The organism is Castellaniella sp. (genome assembly GCF_034675905.1).
Lineage (GTDB): Bacteria > Pseudomonadota > Gammaproteobacteria > Burkholderiales > Burkholderiaceae_B > Castellaniella.
Genome location: NZ_JAUCCV010000009.1, coordinates 72,127 through 96,479 on the forward strand (window position 1 = coordinate 72,127; position 24,353 = coordinate 96,479).

Sequence of the window (24,353 nt, forward strand, 5' to 3'; positions counted from 1 at the left end):
GCTAGGGCGGATTCAGTGAGGCTGTCTCAAGCGTCGGTACAGGCCGGCAGCGGCTTCGTCGCTGGCGCGCTGTTCGCGGCGCTGTTCGCGGGTTGCCAACTGGCGAAGCTGGCGGGTTTTCAGAGTTTCGTATGAATTCAGGTGGCGTTTTTCGTGGTGCCACTGCTGGCGCCCGGCTTCGATTCGTATATCAATTTGGGCGATGATCCTATTTTGCTGGGAAATGGCCTCGTCCAATGTGGCAATAAAGTGCCTAAAGTTATGGTAATTCGAGGCGGTTACCCCGCTTTCAGTCGTATCCTGAAGTTTCTGCGTGTAGTCGCTGCGGTAGTTGTCCAGGGTTTTGAGCTGGCCCTGGGCCTCGCGCCGCTGAGCGGCGAGATCGGCCAGCACGCGCCCGGCCTCGTCGAGCTTGTCCTGGGTCAGGTTGATCAGGACATCAAGCGGAGTTTCAGGATTCATAGGTGATCTCCTGGCCCAGTACGCCTGCCAGAGCAGAGACGGCAGCCGGATAGTCGACCTGCACATCAATGCCTTGCTGCAGATAGCCTTCGAGCCAGGGGTATCGTTCGATTGCCTGGTCGATTTCTGGGTCGTTGCCTGCAGTATAGGCCCCCACGGCGATCAGGTCCCGGTTACGTTGATAACGGGACACCATGCGTTTGAACTGATGCACGCAGCGGAACTGGCTGGCCGGCACAATGGCTGACATGACCCGTGATATCGAGGCTTCGATGTCGATGGCCGGGTAGTGGCCGGATTCGGCCAGAGTGCGTGACAGCACGATATGGCCGTCGAGGATGGCGCGCGCGGAATCCGCAATCGGGTCTTGCTGGTCGTCGCCTTCGGTCAGGACCGTATAGAACGCAGTGATCGATCCAGCGGCCAGTTCTCCGCGGGGAGCGCCGTTGCCAGCCCGTTCGACCAGCGTGGGCAATTTGGCGAAAACGGACGGGGGATAGCCTTTGGTCGCAGGGGGTTCGCCAATCGCCAGGGCGATTTCGCGCTGCGCCATGGCATAGCGGGTCAGGGAATCCATGATCAACAGCACATGTTTTCCCTGGTCGCGGAAAAATTCCGCCAGGCGCGTGGCATAGACGGCGCCCTGCAGGCGCAGCAGCGGCGAGACATCCGCAGGAGCGGCGACGACCACTGAACGCGCCAAGCCGTCTGTGCCCAGATTCAGTTCGATGAATTCCTTGACTTCGCGGCCGCGTTCGCCGATCAGGCCGACCACGATCACGTCGGCTCGCGTGTAGCGGGCCATCATGCCCAGCAGCACGCTTTTACCGACGCCCGATCCGGCGAACAGGCCCATGCGCTGGCCTCGGCCCACTGTCAGCAAGCCATTGATGGCCCGCACGCCCACGTCCAGTACTGTGTCGACCGGTGCGCGGGTCAGAGGGTTGATCGGCGCCGCCGTCAGGGGCGCCATATCCAGGTCGGTGGGCAGCGGTTTGCCGTCCAAGGGGCGACCGGCGCCATCCAGGACCCGGCCCAGCAGGGCCTGGCCGACCGGCAGGTGGCGGGCCTGGTCGACGCCGACCGGCGAGATGGTCTCCGGGCGTTGGGTGGTGGGCAGGGGCACAGGGTCCAGCAGCAGGGTTTCCGATGGCACCACGCGCGCGCCAGGGCGCAGGCCGGTGATATCGCTTTGCGGCATCAGGTATAGCGTATCGGCATGAAAGCCGACCACTTCGGCGTCCGCCCAGAGATCGCGCCCCGGCGAGACCTGCACCCGGCAGGCGGCGCCTACGGGCAGTTGCAAGCCGGTGGCTTCCAGCACCAGGCCGGTGGCGCGGGTGACGCGACCCTGGCGGCGTGTGGCCAGACGCGCTTCGATACGCTGTTCGCAGAATTCCATCTGGGTCCGCCAGCGGGCGCCAGCGGTATCCAGCGGGGAGTCAGGGGCCGTCATGTCGGGCCGGGACATGCCCGGTTTTCTGGCCCAGCGCCGAGATGATGCGTTGCCAGCGGGTTTCCAGCGTCGCGTCGACAGATCCCAGCGCGGTTTCCGCGATGCAGCCGCCGCGCGTGATGCGTTCGTCGGCAATCAGGCGGTAGTTGCTGAGGTCGGGGTTTTGCTGCAAAAAGGTATTGACCAGGCCCAGATCGTCGGGGTGCAGCCGCAGATTCAGCGGTGAGCCGGGCTCCGGACGGGATTGCAGCACATCCTGGACCAGGGTCAGGATGTGGTCGGGGTGTTCGCGCAGCTGATCGCTCAGCACCTGCTCGGCGATACGGGTGGCCAGGCGGATCAACGATTGCCCGATTTCTGATTCAAGATCATTGATGGCAGCGGCACAGGCCTGGGCCAGGGCGTTCAGACGAGCAGCTTGTTCCTGGACCAGGGCGGCGCCTTCGGTGTGACCGGTTTCCAGGCCCTGGGCATGGCCTTCGGCGCGGCCCGCCGCCAATCCTTGGGTATGGCCTTCGGTGCGGCCTGTTTCCAGACCCTGGGCCTGGCCTTCGGCCAAGCCTTTTTCGTAGCCTTCCTGGTAGCCTTTGTCCAGGCCTTCCTGGCGGGCCTGGGCCAGCGCCTGAGCGCGGCGGCGCAGCAGATCTGCCTGAGGCGGTTCGGCGTCGGTAGCCCGCCGTTGTTGTTGTGTCCTGAGGGATTCCATTTCCCAGCGCTGCCAGCGGGCACGCATCTGGAGATCCATGGAAGGCTTGTCAGACATACTGATCGTTGCCCATGCTCAGGTTGATCTGGCCGGCGTCGGCCAGTTTGCGGGCCACCAGCAGGATGGCCTTTTGTTCCGTTTCGACGCGGGACATGCGTACCGGTCCTTGGGCCTCGAGGTCGTCGCGCAGGATTTCGGCCGCGCGGTTGGACATGTTCTTGAAGAATTTGGCGCAGAGTTCTTCGCCGGCGCCCTTCAGGGCGATGGTCAGCGAAGCCGTATCGATTTCCTTGAGGATGAGCTGGATGGCGGCATCCTCGACGTCAGCCAGATTGTCGAAGACGAACATTTCGTCGACGATGCGCTGCGCCAGGTCGGCATCGATTTCGCGCAGGCTGCTGACCACGGCTTCTTCTTCGGTGGTGTTCATGAAATTGAGGATTTCCGCCGCCGTGCGGACGCCGCCCATCTTCGAGCGCTTGGCCCCCTGGCCGGACAGGACCTCGTTGAGTACATCGGTGAGCTCGTGCAGCGCAGCCGGTTGTACGCCGCCGAACGTGGCGATGCGCATCATCACATCATTGCGCGAACGCTCGTTGAGCAGGGCCAGCACGGCCGAGGCGCGGTCGCGTTCCAGGTGCACCAGGATCGTGGCGATGATCTGCGGGTGCTCGTCGGCGATGAGTTCGGCGACGTTGGCGGGTTCCAGCCAGTTCAGGGCATCGATGCCGGAGCCTGCCCCGTCGCCGGCATCCAGGATGTCCTCGATGAGACTGGCGGCGCGGTCGGTGCCTAGCGCCTTGGTCAGTACGGAGCGGATGTAGTCATCCGAGCCCAGCGTGACGGCCATGAACTGGTCGGCTTCGCGGCGGAAGTCTTCCAGGACCTCGTCGACGTCGGCGCGGGTGACCTGCTTCAGATTGGCCATGGCTGAGCCGATCTGCTGCACCTCGCGTGAGGTCAGGTATTTGAAGACTTCAGCAGCGGCATCCTCACCGAGAGACATCATGAGGATGGCGCAGCGGTTCAGATCGGGTTCAGGGCTTGGCATTTTTAGAATCCATCCAGGATCGCAACACCATGGCGACGGCGCGCGGATCGCGTTGGGCCAGTTCGCGGGCAGTGTCCAGGTTTTCCTCGTAGCGGTTCATTTCGGAAGCTCGTACCTCGTCCTGGCGGCGTTGTTCGCGCATGGTTTCCAGGTGGGCTTCGTTTTTCACGCGTTCGACCTGGGCGTTGGCAAAGCCCTGCACAATGGGGCGAATGACCGAGCGCCACAGGAAGAACAGTATCACCAGGACCAGCAGCACCTTGCCGATCTGCAGCGCCAGGTTCTGGTAGGTCGGGTTATCCCAAGGCTTGACGGAGGGTTCCTGATTGGTGAATTCACTGTTCACTACGCTGAGCGTATCGCCTCGGTCAACAGAATAGCCCATGGCCTGTTTCACCAGAGCATTGATGTTGTCCATGTCGGATTGTTCGAGCGGGGCGGGCTCGCCGTCTTTGTCGCGATAGTTGACGACGACGGCCACCGACAGGCGTTGAATCGTGCCCAGTTCATGCTTGACATGGCTGATGGTGCGGTCGACTTCGTAGTTGACGGTGGCATCGTTGCGCATCGATCCCCGATTGGCGGAGAGCGGCGCGGAAAGCGTGTTGACGGCGGTTTGTGGCGCCTGCGCAGCGGCGCCCTGCGCCGGATTCTGGGCATTGGCCGCCTGGCCGGCGGGCGCCGTCTGGATGGGGGCCGTGGCATTGGCCGGGGGCTGGTTGGTCAGTGCGCCCGGCACGCCTTCAGGCGGTGCGATGCCGTTTTGCGCGGAATCGCTGGTCTGCTTGCTGCGCACAGCTGCCGTACCCGGCGTTTCGTTGGGTCGATAGACTTCGGAGGTCTGTTCGCGCTGAGAAAAATCGACGCTGGCACTGACCTGAGCGCGGACATTGCCCGAGCCGACGATGGGGGTCAGCAGCGTCAGGATGCGCTGGGTGGTGCGCTGTTCGAGGTCGGTGACGAAGTTGCGACGGGTACTGTCCATGGCGGCTTCGCCGCTGGGCTTGGACAGCAGCTGGCCGTCCTGGTCAACGATGGAGACATCGGCGGCATTGAGTTTCGGCACGCTGGACGAGACCAGCCAGGAGATCGCGGAAACCTGGGCTTCGCTGAGGCTGCGTGCGGGAAACAGCGTGAGCAGCACCGAGGCGGTGGGAGCTTCACGGTCGCGTACGAACAGGGACTGGCGAGGAATGGCCAGGTGCACCCGGGCGGATTTGACCGGATGCATGGCCTCGATAGAGCGGGCCAGTTCGCCTTCCAGGGCGCGTTGATAGGTGATTTGTTCTGTAAATTGGCTGGCCCCGAACTGGGGTTTGTCCAGCAATTCAAAGCCTACGCTGCCGCCGCGCGGCAGGCCTTGTTCGGCCAGCTGCAGGCGTAGCGCATAGACCTGATCGGCGGGTACCAGGATGGTGGCGCCATTGTCGGCAAATTTGTAGGGAATGTTGCGCTGGTTCAGTACCGAGACGATCGCCCCGCCGTCGCGGGATTCGACATTGGAAAACAGCGTTTTGTATTCGGGTTCGCGCATCCACATGGAGGCGACGACCAGCAGGGCAACGAAAGCAGCACCCAGGCCCAGCAGCACGGGGCGGGGCAGGGCCGCCAGCCGCGCCAGGGCGGGATTTTTGTTCATCCAGTCGGCAATCGGGTTCATCGAGCGGGAGATGCAGAAGGGGCCGCCAGGCTGCGCCCGGGCCAGAAACCGTCGGTCTGGATGATATGCATGCTGATGCGGCAGTATGGAAGATGGATGGCGGCCATTATGGCGGGGATTGCGGTTTGGGCAAGCCCTGAAAAGCCCGGTTTTTGGGGCTTAGTTAGGTTGATATCGCGAATTGCTTGAATTGCCAGGACTTGTTCCTGCTATTGGCAGTCTAGTCACTGGCACGAACCGCGTATAGTACAACGCTGACCCGTTCTGTCACGGGTCGATGCCCGTCAGCAATCTTTTCAATGGCTCCGACATGATCAATTCCCAGGCCCTGGCCAGTGTTGAAAATCTGCTTTCCCAGATGCGGGCGGTCACGCGCGCGTCCCAGGGGCTGGAGGCTCAGCCAGCGGTCGCTCAGGCGGGGCAGTCAGGCGGGTTTGCGTCTGAATTGGCTCGGACCCTGAATCGGGTGTCGGATGCCCAGAACGCCGCCAACGCCCAGGCCCGGGCTTTCGAAATGGGCGATCCCAATGTGTCGCTGAGCAATGTCATGATCGACTTGCAAAAGGCGGGCTTGTCGTTCCAGGCCACGGTGCAGGTGCGCAACCGCCTGGTTGAAGCCTATAAAGAAATCGCCAATATGGCCATCTAGGCCGGGGGCTGAGGCGCTGGTTTTTTAACGATGCCGTCTTTGCCGCCGGTATCCAGGTCGTATAGCCAGGCCAGCAGTTCGGCGATGGCGATGTACAGCTTGGGCGGAATGTGGGCATCCAGGTCCACTTGCATCAGCAGGCCCACCAGTTCCGGCGATTCATGAATGTACAGGCCGTGTTCGCGCGCTGTGCGGATAATGGTTTCCGCCAGGTTGCCGTAGCCCTTGGCGACCACGCGTGGCGCCTGATCCGACGGATCGTAGGTGATGGCCACCGCGCTGGGGCGGTGAGAATCAGCGGGCCGCGACTTCATGTTCTGCAGGATCTGGGTCGGTGATGGGGCCGCCGGACATTGTCACGTTTTCCGGGTCATTGTCGTGATCCACGACTGACAGCTGGCTGGCTTGCAGGCCTTGGGCCAGCAGGCGCAAGCGCAAGGGTTCGATGGATTGGTTCAGCTTATCTGCTGATTGGGGCGCCGTCAGGCGCATGATCAATTGATCGCCTGACAAGCTGAGCCGCGCCTCGACCTGACCCAGATTGGGCAATTGCAGATTCAGGCGGGTTGACCAGTATTCCTCGGGGGTGGCGGGATGCTGTCCATCATCAGGCTGGCGTCGGCGAACTTCCATTTGCATGTCTGCGCCTGACCAGGCTTCGCCTTGCCACATGAAACCCTGATTGGCCAGTACTTCCAGCTGTTGGCGTACCAGTAGCTGTGCCTGGGGATCAATCCCGGGGATAGGGACGTGTGGCGTGGGGTTCTGAGCAGTCGCCGTCTGAGCGGTATTGTGCTGGCTTGCCGAGGCATTCGCCTGCGGGCCGGTGTCTTGGGGGGCGGCAGTCTGTGCCTGCTGGATGATGGATGCCAGGGATGTGGCCTGCCCAGCTTGCTGCCCGGACGGCGTGCCGGGCAGGCTGGGTTGCTGCCCCATCATCTGACCCTGGGGTTCCTGGCGTAGCGCCTGGGGAGATGTCTTGCCCGCAGCCAATTGCGCCACGTGGGATTCGTAGAACAAGCCGCTGCCCTGGATGGACTGGGACAGCGCGTGGGCGAAACGGGCCGCCAGAGCGCCAGGTTGATTCAAACTCGTTGCCAGCTGTGCCCATACCTGTGTGGTGCTGGAGGCGGTCTGGTTCGGGGAGCCAGCGGTGGTGGCGCCCGGGCTGCCGGCGCCGGGTGCGGCTGCGCCAGCTTGGGCCGTACCGCCGCCTGCTGCCGGCCCTGAGGGTGTCAGCAGGGGGGTTCGCCCTTGGATGATCTGATTGGCCTGTGGAAATTGGTTCAGCAGGGCCAGAATGATGCGTGCGGCATAGCCCAGGGTGGTGGGGGCGGACTGGGTCGCCCCCTGAAAGGTGGTGGATCGTCCGAGCAGGTTGTCGAGCTGCATCTCCCGGCCGGCTTTGCCGACCGCGGCTCGGCGCTGGCCTTCGGCATTGGCTTGGTCGACTGCCTGACGGGGGTCGCGCTGCACAGGGTTTTGCAGTGCGTGCGGATTTTCGGCGTTGCCCGGCTGGGGGACGGCCTGCGGGCCGGCGCCGGAGACCAGATTGGCCTGTTGTCCCAGGCTTGTCCCCAGCGCGGTATCGAGGCGCTGGATGAGCAGTGTGCCGAGGTTGGAGGGGGCCCCGATGCTCATGGCTTATTGGGGGCGTACAGTGCTGTAGTACGCTTGCAGGACAGTGCGTTGACGTTTGATCGTACCCAGCAGATGACTGAGACGGTCAAGTTCGGGGGCGACCAGTTGGCGGATCTGGGCGTCATCGTCCAGTATCCGGGTGAGCAATTCCAGCCGAGCGGTCCTTTGGTCATCATCCAGAGGGTCGAGTTGTTTCAATCGCTCGACGGCCAGGTGATACTCGGAACCCAGAGAAACCAGGCGGTCCCATTGTTGGGTTTCAGCCATCGTTCGCATGCGCGAGGAGATATCTGCAATGGCCTGATAGTGCTGCAGTAGAGAGTCTTGTGGGGTGCTCAATTGCCGGGCCCTCGCGCTTAGCTGTTGGACGAAGGCGTCTTGAACTGTGGGTCGACAGCCGTGTACCAGGCGTCGGCCAAGTCGCTGAGCTGCTTTTCGGCTGTCGTCAGTTTGGCTGCGTCGTTATGCAGATTGGCCATCATCAGATCACGGATGATAATTTCATAAGATGCGGTCAGCAGGCGGGCGACTTCGCCCCCCCGTTCGGTATCGACGCCGGCTTTCAGGCCGGAGTCGACAATATCGATGGCCTTGGAAATGGCCTTGCCACGCTCGGCGATATTACCGTTGTTCAGGTGATGACGCGCCTGTGCCAGAGCTGTCAATGCTCCCCGGAACAGCAGGGAAATCAAGCGTTCCGGAGAGGCGCTGAGGACTTCTGTTTCGAGTCCTATCGTGGCATAGGACCCAGTGGCTCGTGCGGTCCGAGAGCGTGGCGCGTACGTCATAAAACCTTATTTCTTAGCGCCGTTCAGAGCGCTGAGTTGCTGTGATAGGTAGCTGCTGAGCGAGTTCATCTGGCTGACCATGGCATCCAGCTGAGTAAACTGGTTGCGGTAGGTGTCCATGCGCTGGGCGATACGGTCAGAGGTGGCTTCAAACTGCTTTGTGATGTCTTCGACAGTTTTGCTCATGCTGGTTTGAGCCGTGCTGATGGAACCGTTCGTGTTGACGAAACCTTCTGCTGTGTCGCTGACGCGTTTGCCAATGCCTGTATCGCTGGTAAACAGAGATTTCACGCCTTCGCCGTTTTCGGCCAGCGCTTTGCTGAGCTTGGCATCGTCAATGACCAGTTCGCCGGTTTTGGGATCGGTGCTGATGCCGATCTGGGCCAGGTTGGTGCCTTGGGCGGGGTCGAATCCACCGGAAATGGCGTCGCGCATGCGGGTCTGCACTGAGCGCGCAACGGAGTCCCCCGTCAGGGCGGATGATTTTTGCGCACCGACGTCATAGGCGGTCAGGGTCTTGATGCTGCCCAGCAGGCTGTTATAGGCCTTGACGAAATCCCCGACCGCTTTTTTAGCGACGGAATCATCTTTGGTCAGACTTAAGTTGGCGGCTTTCCCGTCGGTGGTCTGATTCAGTGTCAGGGTAACGCCATCAATAACATTGCTGACGGTATTGGTGGCGCTGGTGACATCAATGCCGTTGATGGATAGTTTAGCGTCTTGGGCTGCTTGGCCCTGTTCGACATTGGCCGCATCCGTCCCGGCGTATTTCAGGAAATTGTCCAGATCCGTGTTGCCGGATACAGAGATTGAGGCTGCTGCATTTTGTGCGCCGGTCTCGCGGCTGGTCAACAGCAGACGATAAGGTGTGCCGCTGCCGTCGTTGACGACCGTGGCATTCATGCCAATGTCTTTGTCGGCATTGATGGCTTTGGCCAAGCCGTTGAGCGAAGTGTCGGCGCCCAGGTCCAGCGTCTTGGTGTCGCCATTGGCCAAAGTGACGGACAAGGTGCCGCCGCTGCCGATGCTGGTAGTGCGGTCAGTCTGACCGGCATAGACCAGAGTCTGCGAAGTAGCCAGTTGGGAAACATTGACCGAGTACTGGCCCGCGATGGCTTGATTGGTAGTAGTGACAGAGATTGCGTCTGAACTGCTCTTGGCCGCGATGGCGCCAAAGGCATCAGTGTTTTTTACTGCATCAGCGGCTTTCTGGAAGGCGGAGACAGCGTCTTTCAAGGTGCCGTAGCCGGACAACTTGGCTTTGGCGACAGTCTGGCGATTCTGGATGACGGCCAGAACCTGATTTTCGTTTTTCTGCAGGCTATCCAGCAGATCGCCCAGGGGCAGGCCCGAGATGCCGATAGAAGAGATATTTGCCATGACGAGGACTCCTTTAGACCATTATGCCCTGGATTGACAGTAGGTAAAACCAGCGGCAGGGGTCGGATTCAGTTTCAGTTCAGTGTTTGGTGGGGGGGCGGATCAGGCCTTGGTGTCCACGCCCGAGCCTTGCAGTTGCGCGATCATTTTGGCGATTCGCAGCATGGCTTCGGAAGGAATGGTCTTGATAACGTCGCCACTGGCGCTGTCGACGATGGAAATCACCAGCTTCTGGGTGTCTTTATCCATATCGAAGCGGACACCGGTGGACCATGCCTGAAGGTTGCCGTTAATGGATTCCAGCGCCTTTTCCAGAGAGGATTTGGGCTGTTCCGGGTATTCTTTCAGCATGGGGTTCTGTTGACCCGCCTGCTTGGACGTGCCGGATTGGGCCTTTTCGCCAGCGGAGACTTCCGCGACAGGTTCGGGTTTGCCGGCGGGTCGTTCGGAGACCGCGGGGGTCAGACCCAGGCTGGCAGAGGTCAATTGGTTGCCGATTGGGTGAATCATGTGTGTTCCTTTGCGGAAATCATCCACGTGTTCCGAAAAACAACGACCAGGCGCCGCCCAGCGTCATTAGACTAGGTTTCTCCCCAGACATAACGGCAGGCGATAGAAAAAGTTTAGGGGTGAGGGGCTTTAGAGGAATGGCAGGCTGGCCGGCGGAAGTCTCGGGGGAAATACGGGGTGATCCGGCCATTGTCAGCCAGAGACTTGGTGCATACTTGCATTTTACGTCGTGGATTACGGATTGTGCGATGCCTCTGTCAGAGGACCAGCTGATTGCTCAATATGCACCGCTAGTACGTCGGCAGGCGCTGACCCTGATCGGTCGTCTGCCGGCCAGCGTCGAACTCGATGATCTGATGCAGGCCGGTATGATGGGCCTGCTCGATGCCGTGCGCCGCTATCAGCAGCAGGCCGATGCGCAGTTCGAAACCTATGCCGTCACCCGGATCCGGGGCGCCATGCTGGACGAACTGCGCGGCCAGGACTGGTTGCCGCGCAGCGTGCGCAGCAAAGCCCGATCCATCGAAGAGGCCGTGCAGGCGCTGCACCACCGCCTGCTGCGCGCACCCACCGAAGCGGAAATCGCCGATGAGATGGGTCTGGCGTTGGCGGATTATCAGACTTTGCTGGAAGAAGCCCGAGGGGTGCAGGTGCTGATGGTCGAAGACCTGGTGCAGCATCGTGAAAATGCGGATGGCGCAACGATGCTGGATGCAATCGCCGATGCCGGCAGCGCCAGCCCTCTGGATTGGCTGCTGCGCGATGGCTTGCGCAATGCGCTGATCGAGGCCATCCGCAATCTGCCCGAACGTGAACAGCTGCTGCTGTCTTTGCAGTTCGAACAAGACCTGAATCAGAAAGAAATTGCCGTCGTGCTGCAGGTGACGGAAGGCCGTGTGTCCCAATTGAGATCCCAGGCGGTGGCGCGGATCCGGGCTTGGCTATCCAGCCATTCCTGGGAACCGGACGCCAACGAGACCGATCTCGAGAATTTGTTGTAAAGCCGGCAGGGCAGGCTGATCTGCTTGTTGTGCAGCGCAAAAGATTCATATAAAATATATCTTATGCGGCTGAAGCAGCCGTCCGACTGTACAAAGGAAGTTCCGTCATGAATATTGATCGCTTCAAGCACCATCATGTAGAAATCCTGAGCGGTATTGCTGCCTTGCGCAAACTGGCTCATCAGGGCGTGGCCGACCGTGCGGTCGATATCGCGCACGAACTGAAGGCCCTGGCTCAGGTGATCACGCAGCATCTGGCCATCGAGGATCGCATTCTGTACCCTTCGCTGGAACGCAGCGGGGATGATCACATGGCCGCCATGAGCCGCACATATCAGAACGATATGCAGGGGATTGCCAGCGCCTTCATCAACTTTGCCCGACGCTGGGGTAACGCCACCTTGTTGGCGAAAGAGCCCGAAAGCTTCCGTGCCGAGGCCAATACTGTGCTGAAAAGCATCCACAACCGGATGGTGCGTGAAAATCACGAGTTCTATCCCGCCATCGAGGCAATGGAAGAGAACGCATACGCGTAAGACAAGGTCGGACACGAATCCCTGGCAGTTGAATGGCGATTCATCCGATCGGTTTCTTGATCAGGCCCTGTTCAGCAGAATGGGGCCTGATGCTTTTCGTGCCGTCCTTGGCAGCAGCCCTCTGAAAGCCATCTATAATCCCTGGCTGGTTTCCCCCTTGCGGCCACATGAATGAAAACCTCCGAAATCCGTCAGAAATTCCTGTCCTTTTTTGAATCCAAAGGGCATCAGATCGTTCCGTCCTCGCCGCTGGTGCCGGGCAATGACCCGACCTTGCTGTTCACCAATGCCGGCATGGTCCAGTTCAAGGACGTGTTCACCGGCAAGGACACCCGGCCTTATCATCGGGCAACGACAGCGCAGCGCTGTGTGCGCGCCGGGGGCAAGCACAACGACCTGGAAAACGTCGGCTATACCGCGCGGCACCATACCTTTTTTGAAATGCTGGGCAATTTCAGCTTTGGCGATTATTTCAAGCGGGATGCCATCATCTACGCCTGGACATTGCTGACCGAAGTCTATGGCCTGCCCAAGGAAAAGCTGTGGGTCACGGTCTACCAGGACGACGATGAGGCTCATGATATCTGGGCGCAGCAGGTGGGCGTACCCGTCGAGCGCATCATCCGCATCGGCGACAACAAGGGCGCCCGGTATGCGTCCGATAATTTCTGGCAGATGGCCGATACCGGCCCCTGCGGCCCCTGTTCCGAAATCTTCTATGACCACGGCCCTGAAATCTGGGGCGGCCCTCCGGGATCGCCCGAGGAAGACGGTGACCGCTATATCGAAATCTGGAATCTGGTGTTCATGCAGTTCGAACGCGATGCCCAGGGGACGATGCACCCGCTGCCCAAGCCGTGTGTAGATACCGGCATGGGGCTGGAACGCATTGCGGCGGTGTTGCAGCACGTGCATTCCAATTATGAGATCGATCTGTTCCAGAGTCTGATCCGCGCGGCGGCACGTGAAACCGGCACGGCTGATCTGGCCGACAATTCCCTGAAGGTCATCGCCGATCACATCCGCGCCTGCAGCTTTCTGGTCGTCGACGGCGTCATTCCCGGCAACGAGGGGCGGGGCTATGTCCTGCGCCGCATTATCCGCCGTGCTTTGCGGCATGGCCATAAGCTGGGACAAAAGGGCGTGTTCTTCTATCGCCTGGTGGCTGACCTGGTGGAACAGATGGGCGCTGCCTATCCCGAATTGGCTGCCCAGCAGGCGCGGGTTGAGCAGGTGCTGCGTCAGGAAGAAGAGCGTTTCGGCGAAACCCTGGAAAACGGCATGCGGATTCTGGAATCCGCCCTGGCCGATCTGCCGGCAGATCAGCCGCTGGATGGGCAGACCTTGTTCACCCTGTATGACACCTATGGTTTTCCGGTCGACCTGACGGCGGATATCTGTCGCGAACGCAAGATTCAGGTGGATCTGGATGGCTTTGAGGCCGCCATGACGCATCAGCGTGAACAAGCCCGTGCGGCAGGCAAATTCAAGGCAGCGGCCGATCTCAGCTACGACGGCGTGGACACGCGCTTTGACGGATATGAACATCTGGAAGGTCAGGCGGTCGTTTCTGCACTGTACGTGGACGGCACTGCAGTGGACTCCATCGCTCAGGGGCAGGATGCCGTGGTCGTGCTGGATGCGACGCCGTTCTATGCCGAATCCGGCGGCCAGGTGGGCGATACGGGGCTGATTCACAATGCCTCGGTCCGCTTCGAAGTCGCCGATACGCAAAAAATCCAGAGCGCGGTCTTTGGCCACCACGGCAGCCTGACGCAAGGCGCTCTGTCCGTGGGTGACACGGTGCAGACCCAGGTGGACGGGCAGCGCCGGGCGGACACCATGCGCAATCACTCGGCAACTCATCTGATGCACAAGGCCCTGCGCCAGGTGCTGGGTGATCATGTGCAGCAGCGCGGGTCCTTGGTGGATCCGGACAAGACCCGCTTCGATTTCGCGCATGATGCGCCCATGACGCCCGAGCAGGTTGCGCAGGTGGAATCCATCGTCAATGACGAGGTCCTGGCCAATCAGGCCGTGCGCACTCAGCATCTCAGCTACGACGAAGCCGTGGCCGGCGGCGCCATGGCGCTGTTCGGCGAGAAGTACGGCGATGTGGTGCGCGTGCTGGACATCGGGTTTTCGCGCGAATTGTGTGGCGGCACCCACGTGGCCCGCACAGGCGATATCGGTCTGTTCAAGATCACAGCCGAAGGCGGTGTGGCGGCGGGCATCCGTCGGGTAGAGGCCATCACCGGTCGCAATGCCTTGTCCTGGGTTCAGCAGACTCAGGGGGTATTGGATCACGCGGCTGGCTTGTTGAAGACTCAGCCTGCCGGTGTGCCGGAACGCATTCAGGCGCTGCAGCACCAGACCCGCCAGATCGAGCGTGAACTGGAGCGCCTGCAGGACAAGCTGGCGGCCGCCGCCGGATCGGATCTGGCCGGTCAGGCCGTGGATGTGTCCGGCGTCAAGCTGCTGGCGACGCGCCTGAACGGCGTGGACCCCAAGGCCTTGCGCGGCATGGTCGATCAATTGAAATCCAAGCTGTCGAATGCCGTGATCTTGCTGGCTGCCGTCACCGACGACAAGATCAGCCTGGTGGCGGGCGTCAGCCCCGAACTGACCGCGCGCGTCAAGGCGGGCGACTTGGTGGGCGCGATTGCCGCCCAGGTCGGCGGCAAGGGCGGCGGGCGTCCCGACATGGCCATGGGCGGCGGTTCGGATGTGGCGGCGCTGGATGGCGCCGTGGCAGGAGTCGCCGGCTGGCTGACTGCTCGCCTGGGAGCGTCGTCGTGACGGATCCTCTGCCTGCGGCGGACCAGGAGATCGATGCGCGGGGCTTGAACTGTCCCATGCCGATTCTGCGCACCAAAAAGGCGCTGGCGCAGCTGGTCAGCGGGCAGGTACTGTCGGTCATGACGACCGACCCGCATGCAGGGCGCGATTTTCAGGCCTTTTGCCAGCAGACGGGCAATGCCTTGTTGGCGCAGCAGGCGCGCGATGATGCCGTCATGGTGCATTACGTCCGGCGGCGTTAGCGGGCAAGTTGTGCATAGCGTACCGGGCGGATCATGCAGCCGTCCGGGCCGTCAGTGTTGTTTTTCGTGGTCCGGCATCAATTATTCCGGGTATCCATTGCGGAACCTGGATGCCAGATGCTAGAATCTCGTGTTTTACATCGGTTTATCAAAGGATTATCAATGGTTGTGATTCGTCTGGCCCGCGGCGGCTCGAAGAAGCGTCCCTTCTACAATGTCGTTGCTGCTGATTCGCGCAATCGCCGCGATGGCCGTTTCATTGAACGCGTGGGTTTCTACAACCCGTTGGGGGGCGAAACGCAGGAAAACCTGCGTCTGTCTCTGGATCGCGTCCAGCATTGGGTGTCCAATGGCGCTCAGCTGTCCAGCACGGTTGATCGTCTGGTCAAGGAATACTCCGCCAAAGTCGCTGCTGCCGCCTGATTTTCAGGCGCTTGGCTTGTGATGGTGGATGTCTGCCCCGATGCTGCCGTTCCCGATGATCTGGTCGAAGTCGGCCGGGTGGCAATGGCGCATGGGGTGCGTGGCGGGCTGAAAATACAGCCTTATTCTCCCCAGGCCGAAGCCCTGCTGGGTGCACCGGTCTGGTGGCTGAAGGCGCCGGATTCCATTCTGGAACCCGGCGCTTTGCCATGTCTGCGCCGTATGCAGGTGCAGGCATGTCGCCGGCAGACCGACCAGTGGCTGTTGGCCCAGTTGGCTGGCATTGATGACCGGGACACGGCGGAATCCCTGCGTGCTTGCACGATCTGGGTGCCGCGTACGGCTTTCCCCGTTGCCGCCGCCGACGAGTACTACTGGATAGATCTGATCGGCTGCGATTTCTATGGGCAAGCCGAATCCGGCGCGTCCGTGCTGCTGGGGCAGGTCGATCAGGTCGTGGACAATGGCGCTCATGCGATACTGCAGATCGCCTGCGGCGCACCGGATCAGACCGGGGTGTTCCAGGCACGGCAGGATGCCAAGGGCCGGCCGGTCCAGGTATTGGTGCCTTTTGTGGCGGCGCATGTGCAGCAGGTCGATGTGCCCGGCCGCCGTATCGACAGCGACTGGCCTGCTGATTTCTGACATTCAGCCTCGTCCATGCGTTTTGATCTGATTACTCTGTTTCCCGAGATGTTTGCCGCTGTCCGTGACCAGGGCGTCTGCGGACGGGCGCATCAGCGCGGCCTGTGGGCCTTGCATACCTGGAATCCCCGCGATTTCACCCATGATGTGCATCGCACGGTGGACGACCGGCCATTTGGCGGCGGCCCGGGCATGGTCATGATGGCGGAACCCCTGGCGCAGGCCGTACAGGCGGTACGCGCGGCCCGTCAGCAGGTGGGCGCGGACGCCGTAGGCCAGGAGGCCCCTGTGGTGTTGCTGTCTCCGGTGGGACAGACGCACCATCAGGCGCTGGCCAGCCGTTGGGCTGGCGGGGCAGGGGCGATTCTGGTGTGCGGGCGCTATGAGGGCATCGATCAGCGCTTTATCGATCGTTATGTCGACCTGGAGGTGTCTCTGGGAGACTTCGTGTTGTCGGGCGGGGAATTGGGCGCCATGGTGCTGATCGACAGCGTCGTGCGCCTGTTGCCTGGCGTGTTGCACGATGCAGAATCGGCGCAGCAGGATTCTTTCAATCCGGCGCTGACGGGGTTGCTGGACAGTCCGCACTATACGCGCCCTGAAGTTTGGGACGGCGTCACGACGCCCGAGACGCTCCTGTCCGGCCATCATGTCCGGATTGCCGCTTGGAGGCGTCAGCAGTCCCTGACCCTGACGGCAGCCCGGCGCCCGGACCTGATCGAGCAGGCTCGTCGCACAGGAGGGCTGAGTCCTCGGGATGAGGCGGTCCTGAAGGACGCTTCATTATTGACGGACAGCAGTGATCGGACGGAGTCTGCGCAGTAGTCACACTATCCGAGAGCGTGCTCAGTCGGGCTGCTCGATGTGTCTTATCTATTGGCGCGCCTGTTGCACAGGCGTCAGCGGCTGTCCGTCCGGCCCGATCCGGTATTGTCGCCAGACCCAGGCGGTTTCCGGACCCTTGGGGCGAGAGCAGGGGGTCTGTGGCGGGCAGTAGTGCGGATCATCCACCATGTAGCGCAGAAAAGTCGCCGTTTTGAACGCGCGTTCAATCGCCGTCAGGTTGGCGGGTCTTTCCTGGCTGGGGTAGCCCAGGTAGGCTTGGGCAAGATAAGGCCCAGGGGTCTGCCGCATGGCTTCGCGGACCAGTTTGGCGCCAGCGATGTGATCGGGGTGATCGTGCCCCGGGCAGTGCCAGCATAGTTGGGTGTAGGCCGTGGCGATGGATGCATCCATCAGGCGGATGGTGCTGGGCTGGACGGCTTGGATCACGCTGGAGAGCCATGCCACCAGACTGCTGCGGGTATAGGTTTCGCGATAGGGCGCGTAGGACTGGACGTTGGTCCGGGATACGGATTCGAGGCGGCTCAGAGGAGTCAGGCTGCCCCAGCCTGGGCCCAGCCAGGGATCCGGGATGCGCAGCATGAGCAATTGCACTCGGGGGGCGGCCAGCAAAGTATGTCTGACAATAGTGTGCCCGCCCACTGACCAGCCGTCGTTGCGCCAGCGATTGGCCACCCTGGCCATTCGGGCATAAGCGGCCATGATGCCGCGTTCCCGGGCCTGCAGATAGGGCTGGCCTTCGCCGCGATCCCCAGCCGTCAGGTACACCACTCGCATGCATTGCCCCTGGCGGATGGCATTGTATTGATCGGGGTTCATGAACAGCAGGTCGTCGTCGGTATGCGCAACAAAGGTCAGGACTGTGCCGCGCCAGCAGGCCGGCAGGGGCGCCGCGTGCTGGCCGGCGGGTGGCGGCGAGGGTAGAAGAGTGGCTATGGAAACGGCCGCCAGCGCGGCCTGAGCTGTCATCCCGCAGAGTCCGATGCAGACGAGCAGTATAAGCCCCCATCCGCAGGGATTTTTTTGTCGCATCCGGAAGGAAAATGACAGACTCATGGCGTCGCCATTCTACGCCTGAGGCTTTGGGTGGAGCGTTGCTATTTTTGCCTTTGTGGGGCGGATGCTACACCGTGATCAGGCCCACGGCGCTGTTCAGTTGCCGGGCGCCGTGATCCAGGCGTTGCACCAGGTCTTCCGTGTCCTGGGCGCGGTTCAGCGTCGTGTCGGCGATATTCTGGACCTGGGTCATGGATCGTTCGAGTTCTGCAATCTGCTCAGCCTGGGCGCGGTTGGCCTGCAGAAACTGTGTGAGCGTCTGGGACAGGGCCTGTACGCCGGTGGCCAGCCGCCCCATCGTGGCGCCGCTGCGCTCGATCAGGGCAGTGCCTTCGGTCACTTGACGGGCCGAGGCCTGAGTCAGTTCGCGGATCTGGTGGGAGGCATCGGCGCTGCGTTGCGCCAAGGTGCGTACTTCGTCGGCGACGACTGCAAAGCCGCGGCCATGCTCGCCGGCCCGGGCCGCCTCGACCGACGCGTTCAACGCCAGGATATTGGTCTGAAAGGCGATGCCGTCGATCAGCGTGGTGATATCGGAAATCCGTTGTGAAAGCTGGCTCATCTCGCGCATGCTCTGCACGGATTGCGCCATGGCTTGGCTGCCTTCTTGTGCCAGCCCGCTGGTCTGATTGGCGTGCTGCTCGGCCGCTTGGGCCTGTTGCAGATCGTCGTTCAGGGCATCCGAGAGTGTCTGCAGCGCCAGGACCGATTGGCCAATGGCTTCAGCCTGATGATGGGCGCCCGAACTGACAGCTTCATTGTCGTTGCGCAGGCGTTCCAGCACGTGGTCGATGGTGACGGCATGTCCATGTACCTGGGAGACGGCCCCGGCGATAGCCTGCAGCACTTGATGCAGGGTCATGGCTGCCGGGCTGCGTGGTGCTGCGTCGCCGACGTCCAGATGAATGTGGCCGTTGCGGGTGATGCTGCCGACCAGTTGTGTCAGTTCAGCGGCTTGGCGGGCATCACGTTGCATCCAATGGGCGATGTAGCACAGAAAAATGGATTCGACGACGACGTAAGCCGCGTGCGAGAGGACCCGGCCTAAACCCGGCTGGGTGAAGCAATAGGTGGGATAGCCCATTTCCTGCAGCGTATTGAAGCTGAGGTGGTGCAGGGCGACGACCACGGCCGCCGTCAGGATGACGGTCCAGTCGCGGTAGCACAGCAGCACGGCCAGCAGGACGAAAATACCGAAATGCAGTTCGATCGTCCCCATGGCTTGATGGATATGCAGAGCGCAAAACAGCATGAAGGACACGGCGACCGTTATGCGGGTGATGCGCTGTCCCGGCAGCCAGAAAATCAGGGCGGTGGGGATGACAGCCAGCGGCAGGCCGATTCCCAGCGCGATTCCCCAGGTGTCATACCAATTGGCCAGCCCCAGCGCTGTGATGAACAGCACCCAGATCAGCGGCAACATGATGCGGTCGGCGTGGCGCGTGCTGGCATCAGGGGTGGGAGATGAGGGGCGGGGGGCTTGGTGCATGGCGGGAGGGGTCCGGGCGTAAGGGGTGGTCCTGGCATATAAAGAGCCCGCTGACCTCAGGCTGGTCGGGCGGGCTCATTTCAAACAATTGTTTGAGATATAGAACAGTATATCTAAACTAAGGGTAAACCCTTGTACTGATGCCGGAAGTTAACAGAGAAAGCGTGCGGATATACAACAAATGTAGTGATTGATCTGGTCTTGTTACGCGATTTTCGTCTGAAATCCCAAGGCGGGAGGATAGCGGTTTGGCGCTGATTGCGAGGCTGGATGGTCGGCATCCAGCTGAAAGACAGCCACGATCCGGGCCAGAGTGTCCGCCTGGTCTTTCAGACTGGTGGCGGCGGCGACGGATTCTTCCACCAGGCTGGCGTTTTGCTGCGTGACATCATCCATCTGCGTGATTGCCGTATTGATTTCCTCGATGCCGGTGGCCTGTTCGCGGCTGGCTTCGCTGATTTCACCCATGATGTCGGTGACGCGCTGCACGCCCTCGACGATGTCCTGCATGGTCGCGCCAGCCAGGGCGGCCTGTTCATTGCCTCGGGCAGTCGCCTGGACAGATGTGTCGATCAGGTTTTTGATTTCCTTGGCGGCGCCGGCGCTGCGTTGAGCCAGTGCGCGGACTTCGGCGGCCACTACGGCAAAGCCTCGGCCTTGCTCGCCGGCGCGGGCGGCTTCGACCGCCGCGTTCAACGCCAGGATGTTGGTTTGGAAGGCAATGGAGTCGATGACATTGATGATGTCAGCGACCTGGGCGGATCGCTGATTGATGTCCTGCATGGTGTCCACCAGCTGCGCGACCAGTGCGCCGCCGTTACCGGCTGTCTGGGCCGCCGCCGCCGCCAGTCCGTTGGCTTGTTGGGCATTGTCGGCATTCTGGCGGACGGTGGCCGTGATCTGTTCTGTGGTGGCGGCGGTCTCCGTCAGGGAACTGGCCTGTTGTTCGGTGCGGGCGGATAGGTCCAGGTTGCCGGCGGAAATCTGGGCTGAAGCCGTGGCGATGGCATTGGCGCCGCTGCGCACGTTGCCAACGATGGCGGCCAACTGGATGCGCATGTCGTGCATGGCAAACAGCAGGCTGGACTTGTCATGAGGGCGCAGCCTGATCGGCACGGCCAGATCGCCGGCGGCGATGTGGTGCAGGATGGACGCGGCGTAATCCGGTTCTCCGCCCAGCTGGCGCAGCAGCGCCCGGGTAATCCGCCAATTGATCCAGGCAGCGATCAGGCACAGCAATAGAATGCCGCCTCCCAGGAGGTAGCGGGTGTAGATCAGGCGCTCGGCGCGGGCGGCCAGCAGTTGATCGAGCTGAGTCAGTGCAGCTTCGTTCAGTTGGAATTGCGCGTCCACGGCGGTGGTGAACGTCGCGAAGTAATCTGCTGCGGAGAAGTCCAGGGTCTGGGCCTTGATCAGTTGGTTCTGGGCCAGTGCGATGGCGCTGCCGGCAGAGTCCAGGGCCGCCCGGCCGGGAGCGTCCAGCGCGGTTTTCAGGCGCGGATCCAGGCGGGCGGCATTATCCAGGGCGTTGTTCAGACTGTCATAGTGTTCCTGGGCGCGGTCCAGCAAGACACGGATTTCGATCCGTTCTTCGGCATTGGCTGCCCGCCGGGTCAGCAGGCTGGCCCCCAGGGCCCGTGTCTGACCGAATAGTTCCGTCAGCATGGGGGTCTGTTCCAGGGCTGCGTCGATCAGATAGTAGCCCTGAGCGTCGGGATCGAAACGCAGTCCATAGTGTTGCAGCAGCAGGGATTCCAGGCGCAGCAGCTGCGCGTTCAGGCGGGTGTGGTCGGCAAAGCTGTCACCAGCGGATAATCCGCCTTGGCCTATTCCGGTTTTCAGGCGATCCCAGTTGCTGCGGGTATCCTGCCATAAACTCGCCAGAGCCGGATCCTGGGCGCTGTCTTGTTGCAGGGCCAGATCCAGGGCATCCAGCGCCTGATCGGTTTCGTCCTGCTTGGCCTGGCGTTTTGCCTGGGCGGCTGAGTCACCGTTCAGGACCAGGGCGGACAGGCCCCGATGCTGTTGGGTCAGCCGCAGGGCTTTCAGGTTCTGGCGCAAAGGCGTCAGGCCCGCGGTTTCGAGTTCCGTGGCCTGGATGATCCGGCCGGATTCATTCAGGTAAAGCAATAGCGGCAGGGCGACCAGCATGGCGCCGATGGCGGCAAGAATGGAGAATTTCTGCCACAAGCGTAGACGGTTCAGATAGGCGTCAAGCGGGCTGGCTGGGATCGCATGGGTCGAGGCGATGGACGTCGTCATCTTGATTCCGGAAGGTTGATGGCTATGGCGTCTGGCCCGCTCCAGGAGGTGGAGCGGGTAGCCATCAGCATCGTACGGGAATCGTCGCCGGGTGGATTTGCTTTAGATCAAGCAGCGAGAGCCAGAGCCGTGCCACTGAGTTTGAAGGTCGACACCAGACCCGCCAGGGTATCGGCTTGTTTCTGCAGACTGGCTGCTGCTGCGGCGGATTCTTCGACCAGACTGGCGTTTTGGCGGGTGACGTCGTCCATCTGCGTGATGGCGGAATTGATTTCCTCGATGCCGCTGGTCTGTTCACGGTTGGCGGCGCTGATTTCGCTCATGATGTCGGTGACGCGCACGATGGCGCTGATGATGTCCTGCATCGATGCGCCGGCATTGCTGGCCTGCTGATTGCCGGTGGTAATGGCAGCGACCGAGGTGTCGATCAGCGCTTTGATTTCCCGGGCGGCGGAGGCGGATCGCTGCGCCAGCGCCCGGACCTCGGCGGCGACGACGGCGAATCCGCGGCCTTGTTCGCCGGCGCGGGCGGCCTCTACGGCAGCGTTCAGGGCCAGGATATTGGTCTGAAAGGCGATGGAGTCGATCACGCCGATGATATCGGCGACTTGCTGCGACTGGGTATGGATGGCGCCCATGGTGTTGACCAGTTCAGCCACCAACGCTCCCCCGCTGGTTGCCGTTTGCGTGGCGGATGCCGCCAGGTGGTTGGCCTGTTGGGTGTTGTCGGCATTCTGGCGCACCGTAGCGGTGATCTGTTCCATGGTAGCGGCCGTTTCGGTCAGGGAGCTGGCTTGTTCCTCGGTGCGCGAGGACAAGTCCAGATTGCCGCTGGTGATCTGGGCGGCGGCCGTGGCGATGGAAGTGGCGCCGCTGCGCAGTTCGCTGACGGTGTGTTTCAGCCCCTGCGACATGTGTTCCAGGGCTTGTTCCAGCGCCGTGATTTCGTCCTTGCCCTGGGGCTGGATCTGCTGGCTGAGGTCCCGGTCGGCCACGGAGCGGGCCAGTGCGACGGTGGCGCGCAGCGGCCCGGTGATGGATCGTGTGACCTGCCAGGCGAACAGCAGCCCCAGCAGCAGGGCCAGCGAAGTGGCGAGCGCCACCAGCAGCATGCCGGTGCGGTTGTTATCGTGCAATTCCTGGGTATTGCGGTCGATCAGGTCTTTCTGATAGGCCAGCAGATTGCTGACGCTGCCGACATAGGCGCTCAGGTAGTTGGCCATGTCGTGGTCGTAGAATTGTTTGGCGGCGGCTTCATTGCCCGATTCCTGGTTTTTGATGGCTGCCGCCCGCGCGCCGGTGTATTCCGAGCGCTTTTGCTGCACGACATCGAATAGCTTGCGGGTTTCCGGATCCTGGATGCTGGCATCGACCTGTTTTTGCAGTTCGGAGATGCGTGCGCTGGTGGCTTTCATGTCTTTTTTGATCTGATCGCTGAGCTCCTCGTTATCGGTCTTGGAGACCGTAGTGGTGCGCAAGGCGTTCATGGCAGTGTTCTTTTCCCATTCGGCGATCAGCCGCTCGGACTTCAGCAGCGAGTCGGTGATGTCGGCCGTGAGGGTGCTGCTGCCTTGCATGCGCCAGATGCTGATGGAGGCGGTGACCAGCAACAGTACGATGATCAGACTGAAGCCCAGCGTCAGTCGGGTGGCGATTTTCAGCGTACGCATGAGAGAGCCCTTTTACGGTAGTTGCAGATATTGCGAAAGTTCTGGGAACATTTTGTCCGAAAAGATACTTTTCGCCAATATCCATGCGGGTAACGGGGGTAAACCCCGACCCAGGGTGTCGCAGATGTGTCCAGCGCTCGGGCGTGCTAAAAATACAGTGCTTGGGCATCGGAAAAGGCACTTTCATGGCAACGAATGCGCATCAGATGGATTCCAGCCGCCTGGAGGCCTTTACGGATGGCGTCATGGCGGTCGCCCTGACCATCATGGTGCTGGAGCTCAAACCACCCCACGCGCCCGCGTGGCGGGCGCTGGCGGCCCAATGGCCGGTGGCCCTGAGCTATATCCTGAGCTTCATCTACATCGGTATCTATTGGAACAATCACCATCATCTGATGCGGGTGACGGAAGGCATCCGGGGGCGCATTCTGTGGGCCAATTTGTATTGGCTGTTCTGGATGACGCTGATTCCCTTTGCCACCGCCTGGATGAGCGAAACGGAATTCGCCACTGTCCCGGTGGCCCTATATGGATTTGTGCTGCTGATGGCCGCGTGCGGATTTTTTTTGCTGCAGCACGAGATCGTGCGTTTCAATGGACGGGATTCTTTGTTGGCCAAGGCTGTGGGGCGGGATACCAAAGGCAAGATTTCAGCGGTGCTGTATCTGGCGGCCCTGGCCGTGGTGTCCTGGCAGCCTTATCTGTCGTGCGCGTTGTATGCCGTCGTGGCTGCCATCTGGTTCATTCCGGATCGGCGGTTCGAGCGGGCCGTGATGCGATAGAGGGGGGCTGTGGTGGGGGTCAGCCCAGGGAGGAGATGCCGCTGCGGGCGTAGATAGATGGGTTCAGCTTGGCATTGGGATGGGGCTGCCAATTCCGCTACCAACGCAAAAGACGGACGAAAAAGGCCGCCTGATAAATCAGGCGGCCAGGGTATTTTGGTGGAGCCAGGGAGGATCGAACTCCCGACCTCGTCATTGCGAACGACGCGCTCTCCCAGCTGAGCTATGGCCCCGAAAGACAGAAATTCTAGCATAGAAATATCCTGTTTGTGGGTGGTTCGCTCCTGTGTTTGGGTATGCAG

Annotated in this window: 24 protein-coding genes and 1 tRNA gene; 9 read left to right on the forward strand and 16 right to left on the reverse strand. The window is 61.4% G+C overall.

What is annotated here, in order from left to right:
* Positions 1 to 12: 12 nt before the first annotated feature.
* The 5 genes from fliJ to fliF are packed head-to-tail and all read right to left on the reverse strand — an operon-like array spanning position 13 to position 5,335.
* Positions 13 to 462, reverse strand: coding sequence for a flagellar export protein FliJ (gene fliJ, locus VDP79_RS09155; protein WP_323017905.1), 450 nt, complete (start codon positions 460 to 462; stop codon positions 13 to 15).
* Entirely contained in the window at positions 452 to 1,918 is a 1,467-nt protein-coding gene (gene fliI, locus VDP79_RS09160; RefSeq protein WP_416233095.1) for a flagellar protein export ATPase FliI, read from the reverse strand. The genes fliJ and fliI overlap by 11 nt, the downstream gene beginning before the upstream one ends.
* Positions 1,905 to 2,681, reverse strand: a complete 777-nt coding sequence (gene fliH, locus VDP79_RS09165) for a flagellar assembly protein FliH (protein ID WP_323017906.1) — start codon at positions 2,679 to 2,681, stop codon at positions 1,905 to 1,907. The genes fliI and fliH overlap by 14 nt, the downstream gene beginning before the upstream one ends.
* A complete protein-coding gene (fliG, locus tag VDP79_RS09170; RefSeq protein WP_323017907.1) occupies positions 2,674 to 3,675 on the reverse strand; it encodes a flagellar motor switch protein FliG in 1,002 nt (333 codons plus the stop codon). Before fliG ends, fliH begins: the two co-directional genes overlap by 8 nt.
* Positions 3,662 to 5,335 (reverse strand): flagellar basal-body MS-ring/collar protein FliF, encoded by a 1,674-nt coding sequence (gene fliF, locus VDP79_RS09175; protein ID WP_323017908.1) that lies wholly within the window; start codon positions 5,333 to 5,335, stop codon positions 3,662 to 3,664. The genes fliG and fliF overlap by 14 nt, the downstream gene beginning before the upstream one ends.
* Before the next feature lie 313 nt (positions 5,336 to 5,648).
* Between fliF and fliE the strand changes: the two genes are divergently transcribed.
* The gene (fliE, locus tag VDP79_RS09180) at positions 5,649 to 5,984 is read left to right on the forward strand and encodes a flagellar hook-basal body complex protein FliE (protein ID WP_416233096.1); all 336 of its coding nucleotides are present in this window, start codon (positions 5,649 to 5,651) and stop codon (positions 5,982 to 5,984) included.
* On the opposite strand, the gene VDP79_RS09185 is transcribed toward fliE, so the two are convergent.
* The 6 genes from VDP79_RS09185 to VDP79_RS09210 form a co-directional block, all read right to left on the reverse strand.
* Positions 5,981 to 6,298, reverse strand: coding sequence for an EscU/YscU/HrcU family type III secretion system export apparatus switch protein (locus VDP79_RS09185; RefSeq protein ID WP_323017910.1), 318 nt, complete (start codon positions 6,296 to 6,298; stop codon positions 5,981 to 5,983). The two genes, fliE and VDP79_RS09185, sit on opposite strands and share 4 nt — an antisense overlap.
* A complete protein-coding gene (locus VDP79_RS09190; RefSeq protein ID WP_323017911.1) occupies positions 6,279 to 7,625 on the reverse strand; it encodes a flagellar hook-length control protein FliK in 1,347 nt (448 codons plus the stop codon). Before VDP79_RS09190 ends, VDP79_RS09185 begins: the two co-directional genes overlap by 20 nt.
* Positions 7,626 to 7,628: 3 nt before the next feature.
* Complete coding sequence (locus VDP79_RS09195; RefSeq protein ID WP_323017912.1) at positions 7,629 to 7,964, reverse strand: flagellar protein FliT; 336 nt, start codon at positions 7,962 to 7,964, stop codon at positions 7,629 to 7,631.
* A gap of 17 nt (positions 7,965 to 7,981) precedes the next feature.
* Positions 7,982 to 8,413: a flagellar export chaperone FliS gene (fliS, locus tag VDP79_RS09200; RefSeq protein WP_323017913.1), complete on the reverse strand. Its 432-nt coding sequence runs from the start codon at positions 8,411 to 8,413 to the stop codon at positions 7,982 to 7,984.
* Positions 8,414 to 8,419: 6 nt separating this feature from the next.
* Positions 8,420 to 9,793 (reverse strand): flagellar filament capping protein FliD, encoded by a 1,374-nt coding sequence (gene fliD / locus VDP79_RS09205; protein WP_323017914.1) that lies wholly within the window; start codon positions 9,791 to 9,793, stop codon positions 8,420 to 8,422.
* A 102-nt stretch (positions 9,794 to 9,895) separates the two neighbouring features.
* The gene (locus tag VDP79_RS09210; RefSeq protein WP_323017915.1) at positions 9,896 to 10,303 is read right to left on the reverse strand and encodes a flagellar protein FlaG; all 408 of its coding nucleotides are present in this window, start codon (positions 10,301 to 10,303) and stop codon (positions 9,896 to 9,898) included.
* Between the two features lie 248 nt (positions 10,304 to 10,551).
* On the opposite strand from VDP79_RS09210, the gene VDP79_RS09215 reads away from it, so the two are divergent.
* The 7 genes from VDP79_RS09215 (at position 10,552) to trmD (ending at position 16,774) form a co-directional block, all read left to right on the forward strand.
* Complete coding sequence (locus VDP79_RS09215; RefSeq protein ID WP_323017916.1) at positions 10,552 to 11,304, forward strand: RNA polymerase sigma factor FliA; 753 nt, start codon at positions 10,552 to 10,554, stop codon at positions 11,302 to 11,304.
* A 107-nt stretch (positions 11,305 to 11,411) separates the two neighbouring features.
* A complete protein-coding gene (locus VDP79_RS09220) occupies positions 11,412 to 11,840 on the forward strand; it encodes a hemerythrin domain-containing protein (protein WP_323017917.1) in 429 nt (142 codons plus the stop codon).
* A gap of 171 nt (positions 11,841 to 12,011) precedes the next feature.
* Positions 12,012 to 14,639 carry an alanine--tRNA ligase gene (gene alaS, locus VDP79_RS09225; RefSeq protein ID WP_323017918.1) on the forward strand — a complete coding sequence of 876 codons (2,628 nt, stop codon included), beginning with the start codon at positions 12,012 to 12,014 and terminating at the stop codon, positions 14,637 to 14,639.
* Positions 14,636 to 14,881: a sulfurtransferase TusA family protein gene (locus VDP79_RS09230; RefSeq protein WP_323017919.1), complete on the forward strand. Its 246-nt coding sequence runs from the start codon at positions 14,636 to 14,638 to the stop codon at positions 14,879 to 14,881. Before alaS ends, VDP79_RS09230 begins: the two co-directional genes overlap by 4 nt.
* A 162-nt stretch (positions 14,882 to 15,043) precedes the next feature.
* Positions 15,044 to 15,304, forward strand: coding sequence for a 30S ribosomal protein S16 (gene rpsP, locus VDP79_RS09235; RefSeq protein ID WP_323017920.1), 261 nt, complete (start codon positions 15,044 to 15,046; stop codon positions 15,302 to 15,304).
* A gap of 21 nt (positions 15,305 to 15,325) precedes the next feature.
* Positions 15,326 to 15,949 (forward strand): ribosome maturation factor RimM, encoded by a 624-nt coding sequence (gene rimM / locus VDP79_RS09240; RefSeq protein WP_323017921.1) that lies wholly within the window; start codon positions 15,326 to 15,328, stop codon positions 15,947 to 15,949.
* Between the two features lie 15 nt (positions 15,950 to 15,964).
* A complete protein-coding gene (gene trmD, locus VDP79_RS09245) occupies positions 15,965 to 16,774 on the forward strand; it encodes a tRNA (guanosine(37)-N1)-methyltransferase TrmD (protein WP_323017922.1) in 810 nt (269 codons plus the stop codon).
* Positions 16,775 to 16,822: 48 nt separating this feature from the next.
* Here the strand turns inward: trmD and VDP79_RS09250 are convergent, their stop codons facing one another.
* From VDP79_RS09250 to VDP79_RS09265, 4 genes are all read right to left on the reverse strand, one after another.
* On the reverse strand, positions 16,823 to 17,761 hold the full coding sequence (locus VDP79_RS09250; protein ID WP_323017923.1) for a PIG-L family deacetylase: 939 nt from the start codon (positions 17,759 to 17,761) through the stop codon (positions 16,823 to 16,825).
* 154 nt (positions 17,762 to 17,915) lie between these two features.
* Positions 17,916 to 19,337 (reverse strand): methyl-accepting chemotaxis protein, encoded by a 1,422-nt coding sequence (locus tag VDP79_RS09255; RefSeq protein WP_323017924.1) that lies wholly within the window; start codon positions 19,335 to 19,337, stop codon positions 17,916 to 17,918.
* A gap of 204 nt (positions 19,338 to 19,541) precedes the next feature.
* On the reverse strand, positions 19,542 to 21,599 hold the full coding sequence (locus VDP79_RS09260; RefSeq protein ID WP_323017925.1) for a methyl-accepting chemotaxis protein: 2,058 nt from the start codon (positions 21,597 to 21,599) through the stop codon (positions 19,542 to 19,544).
* Between the two features lie 107 nt (positions 21,600 to 21,706).
* Positions 21,707 to 23,269, reverse strand: coding sequence for a methyl-accepting chemotaxis protein (locus tag VDP79_RS09265; RefSeq protein ID WP_323017926.1), 1,563 nt, complete (start codon positions 23,267 to 23,269; stop codon positions 21,707 to 21,709).
* Between the two features lie 185 nt (positions 23,270 to 23,454).
* Between VDP79_RS09265 and VDP79_RS09270 the strand changes: the two genes are divergently transcribed.
* On the forward strand, positions 23,455 to 24,051 hold the full coding sequence (locus VDP79_RS09270) for a TMEM175 family protein (RefSeq protein WP_323017927.1): 597 nt from the start codon (positions 23,455 to 23,457) through the stop codon (positions 24,049 to 24,051).
* A gap of 157 nt (positions 24,052 to 24,208) precedes the next feature.
* Here the strand turns inward: VDP79_RS09270 and VDP79_RS09275 are convergent.
* Positions 24,209 to 24,284, reverse strand: a tRNA-Ala gene (locus VDP79_RS09275).
* Positions 24,285 to 24,353: the final 69 nt, after the last annotated feature.

Bases quoted from the DNA above. Each gene is read 5' to 3' on its own strand.
- VDP79_RS09255 (WP_323017924.1), bottom strand. From the start codon at position 19,337: ATGCACCAAGCCCCCCGCCCCTCATCTCCCACCCCTGATGCCAGCACG.
- fliS (WP_323017913.1), bottom strand. From the start codon at position 8,413: ATGACGTACGCGCCACGCTCTCGGACCGCACGAGCCACTGGGTCCTAT.
- VDP79_RS09265 (WP_323017926.1), bottom strand. From the start codon at position 23,269: ATGCGTACGCTGAAAATCGCCACCCGACTGACGCTGGGCTTCAGTCTG.
- fliI (WP_416233095.1), bottom strand. From the start codon at position 1,918: ATGACGGCCCCTGACTCCCCGCTGGATACCGCTGGCGCCCGCTGGCGG.
- VDP79_RS09210 (WP_323017915.1), bottom strand. From the start codon at position 10,303: ATGATTCACCCAATCGGCAACCAATTGACCTCTGCCAGCCTGGGTCTG.
- trmD (WP_323017922.1), top strand. From the start codon at position 15,965: ATGCGTTTTGATCTGATTACTCTGTTTCCCGAGATGTTTGCCGCTGTC.
- alaS (WP_323017918.1), top strand. From the start codon at position 12,012: ATGAAAACCTCCGAAATCCGTCAGAAATTCCTGTCCTTTTTTGAATCC.
- rpsP (WP_323017920.1), top strand. From the start codon at position 15,044: ATGGTTGTGATTCGTCTGGCCCGCGGCGGCTCGAAGAAGCGTCCCTTC.
- VDP79_RS09220 (WP_323017917.1), top strand. From the start codon at position 11,412: ATGAATATTGATCGCTTCAAGCACCATCATGTAGAAATCCTGAGCGGT.
- VDP79_RS09260 (WP_323017925.1), bottom strand. From the start codon at position 21,599: ATGACGACGTCCATCGCCTCGACCCATGCGATCCCAGCCAGCCCGCTT.
- fliD (WP_323017914.1), bottom strand. From the start codon at position 9,793: ATGGCAAATATCTCTTCTATCGGCATCTCGGGCCTGCCCCTGGGCGAT.
- fliH (WP_323017906.1), bottom strand. From the start codon at position 2,681: ATGTCTGACAAGCCTTCCATGGATCTCCAGATGCGTGCCCGCTGGCAG.
- fliJ (WP_323017905.1), bottom strand. From the start codon at position 462: ATGAATCCTGAAACTCCGCTTGATGTCCTGATCAACCTGACCCAGGAC.
- VDP79_RS09215 (WP_323017916.1), top strand. From the start codon at position 10,552: ATGCCTCTGTCAGAGGACCAGCTGATTGCTCAATATGCACCGCTAGTA.
- fliF (WP_323017908.1), bottom strand. From the start codon at position 5,335: ATGAACCCGATTGCCGACTGGATGAACAAAAATCCCGCCCTGGCGCGG.
- VDP79_RS09250 (WP_323017923.1), bottom strand. From the start codon at position 17,761: ATGACAGCTCAGGCCGCGCTGGCGGCCGTTTCCATAGCCACTCTTCTA.
- VDP79_RS09185 (WP_323017910.1), bottom strand. From the start codon at position 6,298: ATGAAGTCGCGGCCCGCTGATTCTCACCGCCCCAGCGCGGTGGCCATC.
- fliG (WP_323017907.1), bottom strand. From the start codon at position 3,675: ATGCCAAGCCCTGAACCCGATCTGAACCGCTGCGCCATCCTCATGATG.
- rimM (WP_323017921.1), top strand. From the start codon at position 15,326: ATGGTGGATGTCTGCCCCGATGCTGCCGTTCCCGATGATCTGGTCGAA.
- VDP79_RS09270 (WP_323017927.1), top strand. From the start codon at position 23,455: ATGGCAACGAATGCGCATCAGATGGATTCCAGCCGCCTGGAGGCCTTT.
- VDP79_RS09190 (WP_323017911.1), bottom strand. From the start codon at position 7,625: ATGAGCATCGGGGCCCCCTCCAACCTCGGCACACTGCTCATCCAGCGC.